11 protein-coding genes and 1 tRNA gene are annotated in these 15,864 nt (G+C 69.2%); 8 read left to right on the forward strand and 4 right to left on the reverse strand.

The features are described from left to right. Both BMY97_RS47340 and BMY97_RS33370 read left to right on the forward strand, forming a co-directional pair. A partial coding sequence (locus BMY97_RS47340) for a hypothetical protein (protein WP_218156933.1) occupies positions 1–328 on the forward strand: 328 nt, incomplete at its 5' end. A gap of 31 nt (positions 329–359) precedes the next feature. Next, a complete protein-coding gene (locus tag BMY97_RS33370) occupies positions 360–539 on the forward strand; it encodes a YegP family protein (RefSeq protein WP_091624921.1) in 180 nt (59 codons plus the stop codon). A 708-nt stretch (positions 540–1,247) separates the two neighbouring features. Here the strand turns inward: BMY97_RS33370 and BMY97_RS33375 are convergent. Then, positions 1,248–1,318: transfer RNA gene (locus BMY97_RS33375), tRNA-Gly, on the reverse strand. A gap of 106 nt (positions 1,319–1,424) precedes the next feature. On the opposite strand from BMY97_RS33375, the gene BMY97_RS33380 reads away from it, so the two are divergent. Both BMY97_RS33380 and dcd read left to right on the forward strand, forming a co-directional pair. Continuing rightward, positions 1,425–2,738 (forward strand): oxygenase MpaB family protein, encoded by a 1,314-nt coding sequence (locus BMY97_RS33380; RefSeq protein WP_245787627.1) that lies wholly within the window; start codon positions 1,425–1,427, stop codon positions 2,736–2,738. Positions 2,739–2,762: 24 nt separating this feature from the next. Beyond that, a complete protein-coding gene (gene dcd, locus BMY97_RS33385) occupies positions 2,763–3,344 on the forward strand; it encodes a dCTP deaminase (protein ID WP_091624924.1) in 582 nt (193 codons plus the stop codon). On the opposite strand, the gene BMY97_RS33390 is transcribed toward dcd, so the two are convergent. Further along, entirely contained in the window at positions 3,341–4,531 is a 1,191-nt protein-coding gene (locus BMY97_RS33390) for an FAD-dependent oxidoreductase (RefSeq protein ID WP_091624926.1), read from the reverse strand. The genes dcd and BMY97_RS33390 overlap by 4 nt on opposite strands. Before the next feature lie 73 nt (positions 4,532–4,604). Here BMY97_RS33390 and BMY97_RS33395 point away from each other — a divergent pair, with 73 nt between their 5' ends. The 4 genes from BMY97_RS33395 to BMY97_RS33410 all read left to right on the forward strand — a co-directional run bounded on the left by BMY97_RS33395 (position 4,605) and on the right by BMY97_RS33410 (position 13,145). Further along, on the forward strand, positions 4,605–5,069 hold the full coding sequence (locus BMY97_RS33395) for a MarR family winged helix-turn-helix transcriptional regulator (RefSeq protein WP_091624929.1): 465 nt from the start codon (positions 4,605–4,607) through the stop codon (positions 5,067–5,069). After that, positions 5,066–10,825 (forward strand): DUF7507 domain-containing protein, encoded by a 5,760-nt coding sequence (locus tag BMY97_RS33400; protein WP_245787628.1) that lies wholly within the window; start codon positions 5,066–5,068, stop codon positions 10,823–10,825. Before BMY97_RS33395 ends, BMY97_RS33400 begins: the two co-directional genes overlap by 4 nt. A gap of 103 nt (positions 10,826–10,928) precedes the next feature. Continuing rightward, positions 10,929–12,353: a sugar porter family MFS transporter gene (locus tag BMY97_RS33405; protein WP_177231666.1), complete on the forward strand. Its 1,425-nt coding sequence runs from the start codon at positions 10,929–10,931 to the stop codon at positions 12,351–12,353. Between the two features lie 165 nt (positions 12,354–12,518). Beyond that, positions 12,519–13,145, forward strand: coding sequence for a CAP domain-containing protein (locus tag BMY97_RS33410; protein WP_091624931.1), 627 nt, complete (start codon positions 12,519–12,521; stop codon positions 13,143–13,145). Here the strand turns inward: BMY97_RS33410 and BMY97_RS33415 are convergent. Further along, complete coding sequence (locus tag BMY97_RS33415; RefSeq protein ID WP_091624934.1) at positions 13,139–14,143, reverse strand: cation diffusion facilitator family transporter; 1,005 nt, start codon at positions 14,141–14,143, stop codon at positions 13,139–13,141. The genes BMY97_RS33410 and BMY97_RS33415 overlap by 7 nt on opposite strands. Before the next feature lie 28 nt (positions 14,144–14,171). Continuing rightward, positions 14,172–15,647 carry a DUF742 domain-containing protein gene (locus BMY97_RS49205; protein ID WP_281246947.1) on the reverse strand — a complete coding sequence of 492 codons (1,476 nt, stop codon included), beginning with the start codon at positions 15,645–15,647 and terminating at the stop codon, positions 14,172–14,174. Positions 15,648–15,864: the final 217 nt, after the last annotated feature.

Here is a 15,864-nt window from a genome sequence, read left to right on the forward strand (position 1 = left end):
GTGGCAGGTCTGGCACCTGACCGGCGGACTGCCGGTCGCCGTCGACCTCGCCCTTGAGATCGACCTGCTGTCCGACGCGACTTCCACAGCGAAGGCCAATGCCTTGTTCCACCTTTCCAAAGAGGCGATCAAGCGACGGCTGCTGGACGAGCTCTGGAAGGCGAAGGCGGCCACCGCCCCGCGTTCGCTGGCCGCAGTGCTCGTTTCTGAGCCGGTGCTGGAAGCGGTGCGCAAGGAAGTCCGCCGGAGGACGACGTACAACAGCGATGTCCGGGAAATCGAAAAGATCATCAGGGCCGACGTCGTCCGAGCCGAGCTGCAAACCTGAGATAGCCCAAGAAATCGAAGAGGAGAATATCATGGCCGGCAAATTCGAACTGTACAAGGACAAGTCAGGCCAGTTCCGTTTTCGACTCAAGGCAGGAAACGGCGAGATCATCGCCACGGGTGAATCCTACCCAGCCAAGGCCTCCGCACAAAAAGGTATCGACTCCGTCAAGCGAAACGCCGGCGACGCGGAGGTCGTGGACCTGACCTGAGCTGGTCGAAAGATTTCGGGAAAAAGAACGGCTTCGGCAAGATGGTTAAGTATCTTGCCGAAGCCGCTTTCCGAGCGGATGACCTGCGGTATGCGGGGTGCCCTGCTGACGGTGGTGACCGGGGCGCGTTGCTGTGGTCTGCGTGCGCTCGACCCGATCATCGGTCGGCGGTGCTGACCTGTCCTCCCTCGGGCGCGCCGTGAGGGGTCACCGGACTGTCGTTCCCCTGATCTCTGAAGCGGTGTCGGGGTTGGGGCAGAGCCCCGGCCGCCGGAGGCCTATTCGTCCCGGACCTCGTCTACGTGGAAGTAGCCGACCGGCTTGGGACCCTCGCTGATCACGACGACCGTTCCCGGCTGGATTTGGTACGGCCCGATGTTCTCGACCATCAGCCAGCGCCCTTCGGCCAGCGAGGCCGGAGCTGGCTGTATGTGGTGGCACGAACGCGTTCGCCGCGTAGTCATGTTCGCGACCGGCTCGCGGCGGTCCGGAAGTGCGTCCGCCCTGTTCGGGGGTCAGCCACACGACCTGTCCACGGAACGGGAACGGCGCATCATCCGCTATTTTCGCCATGAGCCTGAGTATGCCCGTGGGTGGATCCGCCGAATGATGTCGCTGGGATATTGTTGGAACAGTCCGTAAAAAGCCAGAAGGGGTGCTTTCCAAACTAGGAAAGCACCCCTTCTGAGCTACCAAAACAACGATGAGAGCGGATGACGGGAATCGAACCCGCGTATTCAGCTTGGGAAGCTGATGTTCTACCATTGAACTACATCCGCAGTGCCTTGTCAGCATACACGGGGCCGGGACGAGTCTGTCCAGTGGGTTGACGGCGCGTCGGGAAAGTGACAAAGCTTGTTGTCTACTTCTGCGGAGGTGACGGTGATGGACGACCCGGTGTTGTTCCGCCAGGGTGGGTTTCGGCTGGCGGCACGTGGGCGAGGTGCCGGGGTGAGTGCGGACGAGGCCCAGGTCAGGCGGCTGCGGGAGTTCGCGCAGCGGGAGGACCAGGCTGCCGACGACCTTGTGGCGTGGAGCCGGGGGACCCGAGACAGCCAGGGAAGCCAGCCGAGCCGTGGCAACCAGGCGAGCCGCAACGACCAGCCGAGCCGCGGCAACCAGTCAAGCCGGGGAAGCCAGCCGAGCCGCGACAAGCAAGCGAGCCGCGACAAGCAAAAGCAGCTGGACCTGGCCCTGACCCAAGGCATCGACGCCGTCCCCAACCCCGCGCCGGAACTCGAGGCGTTCTTCCGTCAGGTCGAGGCCACCCCATACTGGGTCGACAGCGAGCGTCTGCAGCGCGGCGCCAAAGCGATCACCCGCGCGGGTCTGCTCGGCCTCTTCCCCCTCGGTGACATGTCGTTGATGGGCGGTTACCTCGCCTCGCGCGCGACGAAATCGCTGGTCGGGACCGGGGAGATCGAGTACCGCGCCACGCGGCGGCTGGTCGAGACCGCGACGTGGTGGATCGACGTCACCACGCCCGGCGCGATGGTCAAACACCAGACCGGCTATACCGCCGCGGTCCGGATTCGGCTGGTGCACGCCCATGTCCGGCGGGCCATGAACGAGCGCGAGGACTGGGATTACGAGGCGTGGGACCGGCCCGTCAACCAGGTCCAGACCGCCGGCACCCTCCTGCTCTTCTCCCTCGTCTACGTCTTCGGCACGCAGCTGCTCGGCCTCCGCTACTCCGCGCGCGAGCGCGCCGACATCCTGCACCTCTGGCGCTACATCGGCTGGCTGATGGGCGTCGACGAGGGGCTGCTGCCCGCCGACGAGGACGACGCGTGGCGGCTGCTCTGGGTGCTCGCCGCCACCGAGTTCATTCCCGACGAGGACTCGAAACGGCTGGCCAAGGCCCTTGTCGAAAGCCACGCGTCGATCGGTGCGGGACGGGGCGCTGCCGGGAAGGTGCTGGCGCACGTGAACGTCGGCGTCCACTCCGCGATCAGCCGGCTCGTGCTCGGGAAGGACAACGCCGACTTCCTGGAGCTGCCGAACGACCCGGTCGCGCAGGCGGCCGTGTTCGCCGTGGCGGGGCTGAACTTCGCGGCCGAGACGGTGCGGCTCTGCGTGCCGGGCGCGACCGCGCTGCAGGAGCTGCTCGGCCAGGCCGGCCGCCGCCGTTACCTCAAGCGGCTGCACGAAGTGTTCAAGCTGGACCCGTCGTACCAGCAGCACATGCGCGCGGCCTGAACCGGCCCGGATAGGCTTCGCCCTGTGTTGCTCAGTGACCGTGACCTCCGCAAAGAGCTCGATGCCGGCCGGCTCGGCATCGACCCCTTCGACCCCGCCATGGTCCAGCCGTCCAGCATCGACGTCCGGCTGGACCGGTTCTTCCGCGTGTTCGACAACAGCAAGTACACCCACATCGACCCGCAGCTGCAGCAGGACGAGCTGACGTCGCTGGTCGAAAAGGAGGGTGACGAGCCGTTTGTGCTGCACCCCGGCGAGTTCGTGCTCGGCTCCACGTTCGAGCTGGTCACGCTGGCCGACGACCTCGCGGGCCGGCTCGAGGGCAAGTCCTCGCTCGGCCGCCTCGGGCTGCTCACACACTCGACGGCGGGCTTCATCGACCCCGGTTTCTCCGGCCACATCACGCTGGAGCTGTCGAACGTGGCGAACCTGCCGATCACGCTCTGGCCGGGCATGAAAATCGGCCAGCTGTGCATTTTCCGGCTTTCCAGCGCGGCGGAATTCCCGTACGGCTCAACCCAGGCCGGCTCCCGCTACCAGGGCCAGCGCGGGCCGACGCCCAGCCGCGCGTACAAGAACTTCCACCGCGTCGACACCTGGCGCTAGGCCGAAACCGGCTCCGCCCAATCGATCCGGTGGCTCCACATGAATTCGTTCGGGTCATCGGCGGACGGCTTGCTCAGGGCGCGCGTCATGAAGAAGTCGCGCAGCAGACGGCCGACGAGTCCGGGTGCGCCCTTCGCGTCGCCGTTGCGTTTGCCCTGCGCGACCACCGCTTCGACGCGGGCGCGGCGCAGCGATTCGAACGTCGCCAGCGCGGTTTCCGGCACGTCACGCAGGCAGCGAGCCAGCGTGACGGCGTCCTCGATCGCCATCGACGCGCCCTGGCCGGCGGCCGGTGACGTCGCGTGCGCCGCGTCGCCGATGATGCCGATCCGGCCGCGGTGCCAGACCGGGACCGACGGGAAGTCGTACGTCGCCCACGGCTGGTAGATCTCCTCGGTCGCCTCGATGATCCGCGTGGCCGGGGTCCGGTCGCGGGCGAACAGGCGCAGCAGCTCCGCCCGCCAGGCTCGGCCCGAGAGCGCGGCCAGCTCGGCGCGGCCGGGCTCGGCGGCGTGTGGCACGTTCGCGAACCACCACACTGAACCGTCCGGGTGCACGACGTGCGCGAAGAACGCCTTCCGGCCGAACGCCATGCGCATCACGCCCGGTTCGTCGCCGAGGTCTAGGCCGGTGACGCGGCCGCCGGTGTTCAGCAGCGGCACGTAGCGCGGCTCCGGCGCCGACGGGTCGATGATCCGGCGCACGCGCGAGCGCAGGCCGTCGGCGCCGATCAGCAGATCGCCCGAAGCCGTGGTGCCGTCCTCGAACTGCGCGGTGACCTGGGAAGACGTCTGGCTCGCGTCGACCAGCCGCTTGTCGTACGCGGTCGGCACGCCGCGTCTGGCCGCTTCGTCGCGAAGGGCGGCGTACAGGTCGGCGCGCCAGACGGTCTGGCTCACGGTCCCGTCCGGCAGCGGCCCGCCCAGCCGGAACTCCGCCAGGCGCTTGCCGTTGCCGAGCCCGATCGACATCCGCGGAGTGTCGAAGCCAACGTCCTTGACCAGCGGTTTCAGCCCGAACGGCGTCAGCGCGTCGAGCCCGTTCACCGCCAGCGTGAGGAACGCGCCGACGCCGTCCGCGCTCTTGTCATACGCCTCGTACAGCACCGGCTCGTGCCCCACCTCGTGCAGCGCGATCGCCGTGATCGTGCCCGCGATGCCCCCGCCGGCGATCAGTACGCGTGCCATGTCCACTCCCCTGATAAGTATCTCTGAAACTAATTCGTTCTGTCGAACTAAATACTCCGGCTAGACTGGGCGCGTGTCAAGCGAGCGCGAGAAGCTGGTGGACGAGCTGCTGCAGCAGTCCCGGGTGTTGTCCACGGAGACGGTGATGTTCCACGCGGCGCTCGCCGAGCAGCGCGGGCTGTCGGCGGTGGAGAGCAAGGTGCTGGACTACCTCGCGCGCCTCGGCCCGCTCACCCCGAAGGACCTGGTGAAGTACTCCGGCCTGGCGCCCGCGTCGATCACCGCGTTGATCGACCGGCTCGAGCGCAAGGGGGTGGTCAACCGCGCGCCGCACCCCGGCGACCGGCGCCGGGTGCTGATCGAGCTGGACGCGAGCAAGGTCCGGTCGTCGGTGTGGGACTACCTGGTCGGCGCGGTCAAGGCGCGCGCCGAGGGCTACACGGATGAGGAGCTCCGTACGGTGATCGGGTTCCTTCGCGACGCGGCCGAGATCACCCACGAGTCAACTGTGCGAGTGGGAGATCGCTCAGCGGAGTGACTTGCTGCCACGGCCGGGTAGGAAAGGGCCCTTCGCGTTCCGGTTCCTGGAAAGCTCGCGGGCATGTTACTGATCCGGCCGGAAGTAGGCGGACACGGGCCGCAGCCGATCTGCTTGCAGGAACCGATTCCGCCGTGGCTGTAGCCGGATCAGTAACGAATGGCACAGTCTCGGCCGGGAAACGTCTGCTCTTGGTGCTCGGCCTGATGGTCACGATGCTGGCGCCGGTCGCGCACGCGGACGACGTCAAGGATTTCCGGCAGAATTCCCACCAAGTGGTGTACGGCGATTTCCTCTACGCCGGCAACAGCGTGGTGGAATGCGCCCCGGGTGACGCTGTTTGCGCGAAAACCGCGGCCCGCACCGAGAAAAAGCCCGCCGCCGGATTCGCGCTGCGATGGTCCGATGTGGACAAAGATCCCACGACGTTCGACTCCTCCGCCGCGTCGGTGACCATCCCGCCCGGTGCGAAAGTCACCTTCGCGCGGCTGAGCTGGGGTGGCTCGCTCGGCTCGGATTGCTCGCGACCGCCGGGGAAGGCTGATGGCCAGGCTGTGCGATTCACTGTCGGCGGCGGGAAAGCCGTCGACGTCGGGCCCGGTTCGTACAGTGGCGATCCGCAGTCCTACTCCGCGTACGCCGACGTCACCGGCCAGTTCGCGACGGCGCCCACAGGTGCGCCACTGGAGCTGACCACTGGCAACGTGTGGACCGCCGTCGGACGCGGGTGCAGTGGCGGCTGGTCGGTGGCGATCGTGTTCGCCTACCCGGACCGCGATCCGCAGTACGCGCCGGACAAGCGCGCGGTTTTCGTCTACGACGGCCACGCGCGCGGCACTGTGAACACCACCGCCACCATCAGCGGGTTCCGCGCCGCTTCCGCCGACGCGCACATCGGCGTGACCGCGTTCGGCGGCGACTGGGGCACGGCGGGCGACCGGTTCCTGATCAACGGCAAACCCGTCGCGGAGCCGGCCACGGGCGCGACGGACAACTTCTTCATCGCCGCGGCCGACAACTCCACGCGCCCCGACGCGAAGAACAATTTCGGCGTCGATGCCAAGGCGTTCAACAGCGATGCGGTGCCGAGCGGTGCCACGAGCGTGAAGCTCGGCTTCAGCGGCACCGGATTCCTGGCGCAGGGGCTGGTGTTTTCCGTGCCGGTGCCCGACTTGCGCGTGGTGAACCACGCCTCGCCCGCCCGGGTGCACGCGGGCGACCGGGTGACGTTCACGGTCGGGGTCACCAACCCGAACGACACGGCGGCCGACGGTGTCGCGGTTGCCGACGACCGGTTTCCGGCCTGTGCCAAGAAGATCGGCACCTTGGCCGCGGGCGCGACCACCGGTTACCAGTGCACCGTCACCGCGCCGGGCGACGACTTCACGAGCACGGCCGTCGTGACCGGAACCAGCACACTCGGTGACGCGCTCGACGGTTCCAGCACCAGTCGCGTCGACGTCATCCACCCTGCGATCGGGCTGAAGCATCAGGTCGACAAGCCGGCCTATCGCGCCGGCGACCAGGTGACGTCGACGGTCACCGCGACGAACGCCGGTGACGTTCCGCTGCACGACGTCGCCGTGACCGGCGCGTGCGCGAGGACGGTGGGGACTCTCGCGCCGGGTCAGTCCACCACGGGCACCTGCGCGGCGAAGGCGCCGGTGCCGGACGGCGTGACCACCGCGGACGTCGCCGGCACCGACCCGCTCGGCCAGGTCGTCACCGCGACGGCCGGCGCGAAGGTCCCCGTCATCGCGCCCGCCGTCAAGGTGACGAAAACCGTGGACCAGGCCGTGGTCCACGCGGGCGAGCCGGTGACGTTCACCGTGGAGGTCACCAACACCGGCGACAGCCCGCTGGATCCGGTGACGGTATCCGACGACACCACCACGTCGTGCTCCCGGACGTTCGGCGCGCTCGCCGCCGGGGCTTCCCAGCGTTATACGTGTACTGCCAATCCGTCGTTGACCAGCACGAACACCGTCACCGCGAGCGGCACCGACCTGTCCGGGCAGACGGTCACCAGCACTGCCGCGACCACCGTGACGGTGATCCACCCGCAGCTCACGATCACGAAAACGGCCGCGCCCGCGCTCGTCCGCGCCGGGGATCAGGTGACCTTCACGATCACCGTGACGAACGTCGGGGACGTGCCGCTTGACGATGTCGCCGTGGTGGACGACCGCACTCCGGGCTGCGTGCGTACCTTCGGAACCCTTGCGCCACAAGGGAAGCAGACGTACGGCTGCACGATGCTCGCACCGGCGGACGACTTCACCGACACCGCCGTCGCGACTGGTAAGGATCAGCTCGGCCGGGTACTCAAGGTGGCCGCGGACGCGCCGGTTGACGTTGTCCACCCCGCTGTGGCTGTTGCTGTGGCAGTTGCGCCTTCGGTTGTCCGCGAAGGGGACTCGGTGACCTTCACGGTCACGGTGAGCAACACCGGGGATGTGCCGTTGCACGACGTTTCGGCTGCGGACGATCAGCTGCCGGATTGCGCACGATCTCTGGGAACCATTGCGCCGCAAGGAAAACAGGTCTACAGCTGCACGACGGTCGCGGGCTCGGGTGGACTGACGAACACCGTGGTCGCGACCGGGACCGACCCGACGGCGCGACCGGTGACGGGGTCCGCGAACGCCGCGTTTTCCGTCGTGCATCCCGCGCTGACGCTCGCCGCCGACGTGCCGGGCGGCCCGTTCCGCGAGCACGACACGGTGCCGTTCCAGCTCACCGTGAAGAACACCGGCGACGTGCCGCTCACCGACGTCCACGTGGCCGATGCTCTGGTCGCGGACTGCGCGCGGCCACACGACGGCGCGCTGGCGGCGGGCGCGACCTGGACTTTCGCGTGCGCCGGCACCGCGCCCGCCGACGACTTCACGAACTCGGCCACGGTCGCCGGCACACCACCGGTCGGCGCTCCGGTCACGGCGGGTGACGAGGCGGCGGTGGACGTGATCCACCCGGCCGTCGCGATCACGCAGAGCGCGGCGCCCACCGCCGTCCGCGCGGGGCAACCGGTGACGTTCACGGTGGTGGTGACCAACACCGGCGACAGTGACCTGCACGAGGTGACCGTTGACGATCCGGCCGCACCCGAGTGTGTCAAACGGCTGGGAGTCGTTGCCGCACAAGCGAAGCAGACGTACACGTGCACGCATGCCGCTGGGGACGACTTCACCAGCAGTACCCGGGTCACCGGCACGGACGCGACGAACCGCCTGGTCACGGCGGCGGCCGATGCGCACGTGGACGTCGTGCACCCGGCGGTGGCGGTGGCTTCGGTCGTTGCCCCTCCTGCGGTCCGCGAGGGGGACTCCGTGACCTTCACGATCACGGTGAGCAATACCGGCGATGTGCCGCTGACGCGTGTGTCCGTTGTGGACTCTCGAACGCCTTCATGTGGACGTGACTTCGCGGGGTTGGCGCCGGGCGCGGTGGAGAAGTACAGCTGTGACACCAAAGCGGGCGCGGACGGGTATACGAACACCGCCGTGGTGACCGCGGCCGATCCGCTCGGCGGCACCGTGACGGCATCCGCCGACGCGACGTTCACCGTGGTGCATCCGGGACTCTCGCTCACCAAGACCGTGCACGGCGGTCCCTTTCGCGCCGGTGACCCGGTCACCTTCACGCTGACCGTCACCAACACGGGAGACTCGCCCGTCACCGCGGTCAAGGTCACGGATCCGGCCTGTGCGAAGACGTTCGACACGCTCGCGGCGGGCGCGAAGCAGGCGTACGACTGCACCACACCCGCGCCGGCGGACGACACGATCACCACCGCGACGGCCACCGGCACGGCGTCGAGCGGCCCGCCGCTCACCGCGACGGCCGACGCGAAGATCGACGTGATCCACCCGGCCGTCACGATCAAGCCGGCCGCCGCGCCGACGGTGGTGCGCGCGGGTGACGACGTCACGTTCACCGTGGTCGTCACCAACACCGGCGATGTCCCGCTGACGAAGCTGTCGGTCACCGATCCCGGCTGCGCCAAGTCGATTGACATCTTGGATGTCAGCGCCGCGGAGACCTACCAGTGCAAGATCAAGGCGACGCCGGACGATTTCACGAACACTGCTTCGGTCACCGGCACCGACCCGACGAACCGCGCGGTGACGGCTTCGGGCAGTGCGGCGGTCGACGTGATCCATCCGGAGATCGCGATCATGGCGGACGCCGAGCCGTACGAGGTCCGTCAAGGTGACACGGTGACGTTTTCCGTGCTGGTGAAGAACGTCGGCGACGTGCCGCTCGCGCTGGTGTCCGTTGTGGACGATCAGATCCCGCCGTGCGCGCACCAGGTGCCGTCGCTGGCGCCGGACGCGGAGGAGACGTACAGCTGCACCACCGTCGCGGGCGCCACGGGGCTCACGAACACGGTGAAGGTGACCGGGACCGACCCGACCGAGCGGCCGGTGGACGCGTCGGCGCAGGCGTCGTTTGTGGTGAAGCAGCCGGGTTTCACGATCAGCCGACGCACTGACGGCGGCCCGTTCCGCGCGGGCGACTCGGTTCCGTTCGAGGTGACGGTCACGAACACCGGCGATTCGGCCCTGCGTGACGTCGTGGTGACCGACCCGGGCGCGCCGGAGTGCGCCCGGACGTTCGTGAACCTGCCGGTCAACGGGATTCAGCGGTATTCCTGCACGGTCGCGGCGGCCGGGGTGACTGACGTCGTGAGGGGCACGGCCACGCCCGTGGTGAGCCTGCGTAGCTCGGCGGCCCGGCCGGTCACCGCCTCCGCTGAGACACCGATCGACGTCGTCCGCCCGGCGGTCCGGGTTGAGCGTGACTACTTGCGGCAGCCGATTCGGCCAGGGGATCCCGTCACCTATTTCACGACGGTCCGTAACAGCGGTGATGCTCCGCTGCGCGAGGTGACCGTTCGCGACCCGTCGGCGGACTGCGCGTTCACGCTGGCCTCCCTGGCCGCGGGCGCCACCGCGGTGCGGGACTGCACGGTGCCCGCGCGCGTCGACGGCACGACAGTGACCACCGTGACCGGCGTCGATCCGGCTGGGCGGACCGTCGCGAGCGACACCGCCACCACGCTCGACGTCACCGGGCCCGGCCTCACCGTGACGGCGACAGGCCCGGCGAAACCGGTGCTTCCCGGACAGCCCGCCCACGTGACGGCGGTGGTGACGAACACCGGTGACGTTCCCCTGCATGCCGTCGTCATCACTGGCGATCGAGCCTGTGCCGCCGCGCCGCTGGACCTCGCTCCCGGCGCGGCCTCGCCGCCGTTGTCGTGTTCCACCAGCACGTTCACCGCGGTCGGAACAACTGACGCCGGGGCGCGGGTCAGCGCGCAAGGCCAGGCCGAGCCGCGTGTCGGGCGGCCCCGGCTCCAGCTCATCGAACGGGCCGAGCCCACCGCGAGGCCTGGGGACGTGGTCACCTTCAGCGTCGAGGCCGTCAACACCGGGGATGTCGCGCTGGCCGCCCCCGGGTACCGGCTCGAGCCCGGGGAACGGCGGGAATGGACCAGGACCGCCCAAGCCCCGGCCGGTGGGGTGCTCACCGACGACGTCGCCGCCACTCTCGAAGCGGATACCGAGACGCCCGTTGCCCTCACGGTCCGGGCGGCGGCAACCGTGCGGGTCGTCCCGCCCGGTGGCGAACAACACGTGGCCCCGAAGGCGTTCCCCGAAACCGACCCGGACCTGCCGACGTACGGGCTGGCCGGGCTGGGGCTGCTCGGCGCGGGCGCGCTCCTGTTGCGGATCACCCGCCGTCCTTGATCATCAGGGGTGCGAGAGGTCACCCCGGCACCTGACACGATCCGGCCCGGGGCCGAGGTTACTTCGATCGAGTAAGTAATTTTCCACGGCGAAAGGCGGGGTCATGACCGACGTTGTTCCCGGCGAGCGGGCTGGCCAGCAGCACCTCGCCCACGTCGTGTTCATCGCGGGCGCGGCGGCGGTCGGCGGGTTCTTGTTCGGTTATGACAGCTCCAACATCAACGGAGCCGTGCTCGGCATCCAGAAGCACTTCGAAGTCGGCGCCGCCGCCACCGGGCTCACCGTCTCCAGCGCCCTGATCGGCTCCGCCGTCGGCGCGTGGTTCGGCGGGCTGCTGTCCGACCGGGTCGGGCGCATCCGGACGATGCAGCTGGCCGCGGTGCTCTTTTTCATCAGCGCGATCGGGGCGATGTTCCCGTTCGGGATCTGGGACCTCGCGCTGTGGCGGGTGATCGGCGGGGCCGCGATCGGCGTCGCGTCGGTGATCGGGCCGTCCTACATCGCGGAGGTCGCGCCGCCCGCCTACCGCGGCCGGCTGGCGAGCCTCCAGCAGCTCGCGATCGTGCTCGGCATCGGGGTGTCCGCGCTGGTCAACTGGGTGATCAAGGCGTTCGCGCCGGTTCTGCCCGACGGCTCCCACAACCTGAACGGCCACCTCGGCGGACTAGAAGCCTGGCAGTGGATGCTGGGCGCCGCCGCCATTCCCGCGGTGATCTACTTCGTGCTCGCCTCGATCATCCCCGAGTCTCCGCACTACCTGCTTTCGATCGGCAAGACCGACCGCGCGCGCAAGGTGCTCGCCGAGGTCGAGGGCTCCGACGGGGTCGAGGCGAAACTCGCCGACATCAGCCGCGGCCTGCGCACCGAGCGCCAGTCGAAGGTGCGTGACCTGCTCGGCGGGAGGTTCGGGCTGCTGCCGGTGGTCTGGATCGGCATCGCGCTCGCCGTGTTCCAGCAGTTCGTCGGCATCAACGTGATCTTCTACTACTCCGACACGCTGTGGCACTCGGTCGGGCAGAACACCGACTCGCTGCTGATCTCCATGGTCAGCCCGGTGATCAACATCCTCGGCACGTTCATCGCGATCGCGTTCATCGACCGCGTCGGGCGCAAGCCGCTGCTGCTCATCGGCTCGGTCGGCATGGCGATCGGGCTCGGTGTCGCGGCCATCGCGTTCGGCCACGCGCAGAAGGTGAACGGCGACCTGAGCCTGCCCGGCGCGTGGGGGCCGGTGGCGCTGGTGTTCGCGAACGTCTTCGTGCTCTCGTTCGCGCTGTCCTGGGGCGTGATCCTCTGGGTGCTGCTCGGCGAGATGTTCCCGCTGCGCATCCGCAGTGCCGCCCTCGCCGTCGGCACGGCCGCGAACTGGGTGGCGAACTGGCTGGTGACGGTCAGTTTCCCGAGCATGTCCGACTGGAATCTGAGCGCCACGTACTGGATCTACGCGGCCTTCGCGCTGCTGTCGATTCCGTTCACGGTGAAGTTCATCCGCGAGACCAAGGGGACCGCGATCGAGGACGTTTCTTGATCATTTCCCCCATTTGATCGAGTGGGGCACTGGGCCTTTCGGTGGTAACGGCCGTAATCTGTTCGTGATACTTTCCGCTTCGTGTCCCCCATTGGTGCTCGTGGTCGTGTGGTTTTGGTGTCGCTGAGTGTTCTCCTGGGCGGGTTTGCCGCCGCTGGAGGGACGATGTGGCTCCACGACCCGGCCGGCGCGGCGACTCTCAGTAGTGCCGCGTCCGGCCAGTCCGACCTCGGCGGGGACCCCACCGGCTCGTTCGCGAAACCGCCCTCGCCCAGCACCTCGAGCACCCCGACGGTCACGAGTTCCGCGCCGGCCCCGTCGACCTCCGACAGCCCCTCCCCGACGCCTTCCTCGCCGCCGGTCCCCACTCCTTCGTCCTCGCCGCCCAGCACCCCGAAGCCGACCCCTCAGCCGAAGGTGGACACCTCGCTGGCGGGCCAGATCGTGAGCCTCGTCAACGACCAGCGCGCCGACGCCGGCTGCGACCCCGTCGCCGAGGAACCGCACCTCGACACCGCCGCGCAGAAGCACAGTGACGACATGTCGGCCCGCGATTACTTCTCGCACGACACCCCCGAGGGCGTGCACTTCGACGAGCGCATCCGCGACGCCGGCTACAGCAAGCCGGGCGCCGAGAACATCGCGAAGGGCGCGACGAGCGCCGCGCAGGTGATGGAGATGTGGATGAACTCCAGCGGCCACCGCGCGAACATCCTCAACTGCTCGCTGACGAAACTCGGCGTGGGCGTTGCCAAATCCGGCTGGTACTGGACGCAGGACTTCGGCTACTGATAATCCTCGACCGGGTTCGCCCGGAGGTCGCCGTAACGCGCCAGCACCGTCGCGCGCAGGTTCGGGTCGGTGCGCGGCACGGGCTCGATGAACACCTCGGTGACGTCGTGGAATCCCTCGGCCAACTCGGCGGCGATGCGCACACAGGCGCGTTCCACGTCGGCCGCGCCCAGCGCGTCGTCGAAGTCGACGCGGGCGCACACCAGCACCTGGTCGGTGCCCATGAGCATGGTCTGCAGGTCCACCAGCGCCTCGATTTCGGGCGCGGCCGCGAGGTGGTCGCGCACCCCGCGCACGAGCCGCGGGTCGGCCTGGCGCCCGATGAGCAGGCCGCGATTGGTGCGCCCCAGCAGGTACGCGACGCAGGCGAGCAGCAGTCCGATCAGGATGGACGCCAAGCCGTCCCAGACCGACGAGCCGGTGAGCTGGTGCAGGCCGATGCCGGCGAACGCGAGCACCAGCCCGACGAGCGCGGCGGAGTCCTCGAACAGCACGGTCTTCGGCGCGGGGTCGTCGATCATCCGCAGGTAGCCGAAGAACGAGCGGCTCTCGGCCTTCGCCTCCGTGCGCACCTGCCTGATCGCCTGCAGCCACGACCTGGACTCGAGCACGAACGCGACGGCCAGCACGATGTAGCCGACGAGCGGGTTGTCCTGGTCGCTGTTCTCGCCGAACACCGTGGTGAAACCCTCGTACAGCGCGAACATCGCGCCCGAGGCGAAGATCGAGACGGCGGCGAGCAGCGACCAGAAGTAGCGCTCCTTGCCGTAACCGAAGGGGTGCACGCGGTCGGCCGGGCGCTCCGAGCGTTTCAGCGCGGTGAGCAGCAGGGCCTCGGTGATGGTGTCGGCGACCGAATGCGCGGCCTCCGAGAGCATCGCGCCGGAGCCGGTGATGATGCCGGCGACCAGCTTCAGGATCGCGATGGCCAGGTTGACCCCACCGGCCAGCAGAACGGTGAGGGTGCTCTCGCCGCCCTTTTCTTCTTCCTCGGTCACTCGCCGAAGCGTAGTCGGAGTGGGCGGTTCAGAGGCGCTGGAGCCCGGAGAGCACCCGTTCCATCAACTCCAGCGCCGGCCTGCCGTCGCCCGCGCCTTCGTTCTCGTGGATCCGCACCAAGCCCAGCTCGGCCATGTCGTCGAGCAGGATCCGCGCGACGCCCAGCGGCACGCTCAACGTCGCGGCCACCTCGGCAACCGACCGCGGCGAGTGGCACATCATCCGCACGGACCGGAATTCCCCGCTCACCTGCGGCGCATCCCACTGCCCCTCCCCGGCGCAGGTCGACACGAGCGCCTCGATCGCGAGATGCCGCCGCGACTGCGTACGCCCGCGAGTGAGGACATACGGGCGGACGAGCGTGCGCGGCCCCGGCTGCGACGGCGGCTCCTCGGCCCAGTCGTCCCACTGCCGGTGGGCGAAGTCGGGCTCGTCTGGCGGCTGGGTGGGATCCGGGTGGGCGTGTGGCCGGACGGGGTCTTCGCCGAGGGTGCCGGGGTAGACGGCATCGGTGCGGTTGGTGCGGTTGGTGCGGTTGGTGCGGTTGGTGCGGTCGGGGTGGTCGGGGTGGTGCGGGTGGTTGGGGTCGTCGGGGTGTTCGGCGGTCCGGGCGGTCAAGCGGGATTGGTCGGTCAAGTCGGCCTGGCCAGCGCGGACGGGCTGGCCTGCCTGGTCGGGATGGTGGGGGGCGTTGGCGCGGCCGAGGAGGTCGGCTCGGCCGGAGCGGTTGGTTTGGGCGGTCGAGGTGGTCAGGTCGGGGTGGTCGGTCGGGTTGGGCTGGCCGGTCCAGTCGGTCCGGTCAGTCCAGTCGGCCCAATCGGGTTGGTCTGCCCAGTCGGGGTGGTCGGCCCAGTCGGGTTGGTCGGCCCAGTCGGGTTGGTTGGTTGGGTTTGGCCGGATGGCTTCGTTGGGGTGGTTGGTCGGGTTTGGTCGGGCGGTTTCGTTGGGGTGGTTGGTTGGGTTTGGCCGGGCGGTTTCGTTGGGGTGGTTGGTTCGGGTGGGCCGGTTCGAGGGCGAGTCGGCGGGGGTGGGGTGGGTTTCGGGTTCGCCGGTCAAGCGGTTGGCGACCTTCGGGCTGGGGAAGCGGGCGCCGGCGCGGCCGACGGTGCTGTGGTCCGGCTCGGGCACCTCCGCCATCCGCTCGGCGAGCTCGGCACTGGCGAACTTCGCCCGCACCCGGGTGACGGGTTCCGGCTCGTCGCTCAGGCGGGCGGCGAGTTGCGGGGCGGGGAAACGGGCGCCGGTCGGGCCGTGGATGGGACCGCCGGCTTCGGATTGGGACGGGGCAAAGGCAGCCGAGCCGGAGTCAGCCGAGCTGGACTTTGCCGAGCCGGAATCAGCCGGGGCGGAATCGGTCGAGCCGGACTTTGGCGGAACGGCCTTGCGCGGGTTGGACTTGGCCCGTCGCTTCGTGGCCTTGGCGCTCGGGAAGCGGGCGCCGACGGGACCCTGGACGGGTTCCGGCTCCAGCTCGGGTTCCGGTTCGGCGAGTCGCTCGGTCACCTTCGCGCTCGGAAACCGCGCGCCTGCCCGGCCGACGGCACTCTTCGGAGCCGGAGCCGGAGCCGGAGCCGGAGCCGGAGCCGGAGCCTGGGGAGGGTCCTGCCGGGCCGAGGGCGAGGGAAAGTCCGGGCCGCTCGCTGGCTGGGGAGGGTCCTGCCGGGCTGAGGGTGAGGGGAAGTCCGGGCGGCTCGCGGGCTGAGGAGACGCTTGCCGGGCT

This window comes from Amycolatopsis saalfeldensis, from assembly GCF_900110575.1.
GTDB classification, from domain to species: Bacteria; Actinomycetota; Actinomycetes; order Mycobacteriales; family Pseudonocardiaceae; genus Amycolatopsis; species Amycolatopsis saalfeldensis.